Here is a 1916-nt window from a genome sequence, read left to right on the forward strand (position 1 = left end):
CTTTTTGCTCTTGGGATAGTATTGTCACCATATAAATTCCTGGTTCTAAAGTCGCAATAGGAATGTTAATGGCATTATTTTTAATATGCCACTGATGTTTTAATAGGGCGTTTCCGTATACATCAGAAATCAGGATATCTGCTTTAGTACTATTTATAAGTCCTAGAATATTGACCACATTGGTCGCCGGATTGGGAAAAACCTTGATCTTTTGAATCGCTTGGTTTTCTTGACTTGCTAAAGAATCAGAATTCACTTGGCCAGATCCGACAGCGCAGAAAAACATCAATGCTAAAATTGAAATCGCCCTTTTCATATCAATCAACCATTAAGGCTAGTCTATCTTCAACGCCCTATGACCATTGTATAGTATATGATTTGGATGATATGCCTTTATTTTAGCTAAGTTTTAACTTAACAGCTTTTTATATAAGCTTAATGCGCCTCTAACCAGTTATTGCCTGTGCCCAAATCCATATCTCGGGGAAAAGTTAGTGATACTGTATAATACCACCTTTGATTCATAATAGTCACTGAAGATTAGTTGATCAGTCCTTTTTCAATTGCATTCTTAATAATACCAACACTATTTCTGGCTCCCAGTTTGCTCATTAGATTCATGCGGTGTGTTTCTACCGTTTTTACACTGATAAAGAGTTTTTCTGATATTTCTTGGGTAGTTAATTCCTCGGCAATGGCCTCCAACACCTCTTGTTCCCTGCGGGTGAGTTTGGGCATGAACTTTTTCGCATTTCGTTGACCAAGTGCATGGTTGAGCAATTTTTTTTCGATATTCTTTTGAAGGTATTGCCCACCTTCCAATACCGTTTTCAAGGCCTCGATCAATTCGGATTTTTGGGTGTTCTTCATTAAATACCCACTAGCTCCATGGCCCAGCATTTTTTTTACAAATGAGATTTCCTCAAAGTTGGTCAGTGCCAATATTTTAAGGTTTGGATGCTCCTTTATTAGTTTTTTACAAAGGGTAATACCATCCATGTCAGGCAAGTTGATATCCAGTAGCAGAATATCGGGATCGTCTTTTTTAAGATGTTCCAAGGTTTGCTCTGCGTTTTCGTAGGTGCCCACTACTTCTAACTCTGGGGTATCCGACAGCATGGCCCGGATTCCCCTTAGGACCAATGCATGGTCATCAGTTATGGCAATTTTAGTTCTCATTTAATTTTTTCAAATCGATTTCAACAGTATAAGAGGTTCCTTTTTCGTTCGAAACAAAATCCATATGTCCATTCAGATAAGCCACTCTAGACTCAATATTTTGTAGCCCAATGCCACCACCTTTTTTATTCCGGTCAAATCCTTTCCCATTATCTTCGACTGTAATTTGAAGGGAAGCTTCTCGATGACTGAGTTGGATATTGATTTCAGAGGCTTTCGCATGCTTGACACTATTGTTGACCAGCTCCTGGACAATACGATACATAACTATCTCATTATTCTTTGACAGGTTTAAGGGGTCTCCTAAATGTTGAAAACCAATTTCGGGATCATGTATATCGTTCATTGTAATGGTATAGTCCTCAAGGGCAGCTACAAGATTGAATTTTTCCAATGCCGGCGGTACGAGATTATGTGAAATAGCTCGTACCTGGGCTGAAGAGCGATCAAGCATCTCAACCACCTCATTTACCACCGTGGCATTGTGATCCACCATCGCTGTAAGTTTATACTTTATGGCCGAAAGATCCCCATTGACACCATCGTGTAGATCCTTGGCGATTCTATAACGTTCCTTTTCTTCCCCTTCCATCAGTGACTCCAAGGTTTTAACTTGCTGTTCTCTTTTGAGGGTCAAGATTTGTTGGTTCTTCCTTTTTTGGCGTTGTTGATACAGGAACCAGCCCATCAGAGAGCTAACCAATAAGATTATAGCGATTCCGGTCATGATACTGTAT

General features: G+C 39.5%; 3 protein-coding genes. All 3 read right to left on the reverse strand.

Annotation, left to right across the window (positions count from 1 at the left end; all coding sequences use genetic code 11):
- Nucleotides 1-316 (reverse strand): T9SS type A sorting domain-containing protein (locus WBM98_RS08610; RefSeq protein WP_424365614.1); only part of this gene is annotated, 316 nt, incomplete at its 3' end.
- Between the two features lie 224 nt (nt 317-540).
- The gene (locus WBM98_RS08615) at nt 541-1179 is read right to left on the reverse strand and encodes a response regulator (protein WP_424365615.1); all 639 of its coding nucleotides are present in this window, start codon (nt 1177-1179) and stop codon (nt 541-543) included.
- Nucleotides 1169-1916 (reverse strand): sensor histidine kinase (locus tag WBM98_RS08620; protein ID WP_424365616.1); only part of this gene is annotated, 748 nt, incomplete at its 5' end. The genes WBM98_RS08615 and WBM98_RS08620, both read right to left, overlap by 11 nt.

The organism is Maribacter sp., from assembly GCF_049667165.1.
In the GTDB taxonomy this organism is placed as follows: Bacteria; Bacteroidota; Bacteroidia; order Flavobacteriales; family Flavobacteriaceae; genus Maribacter_A.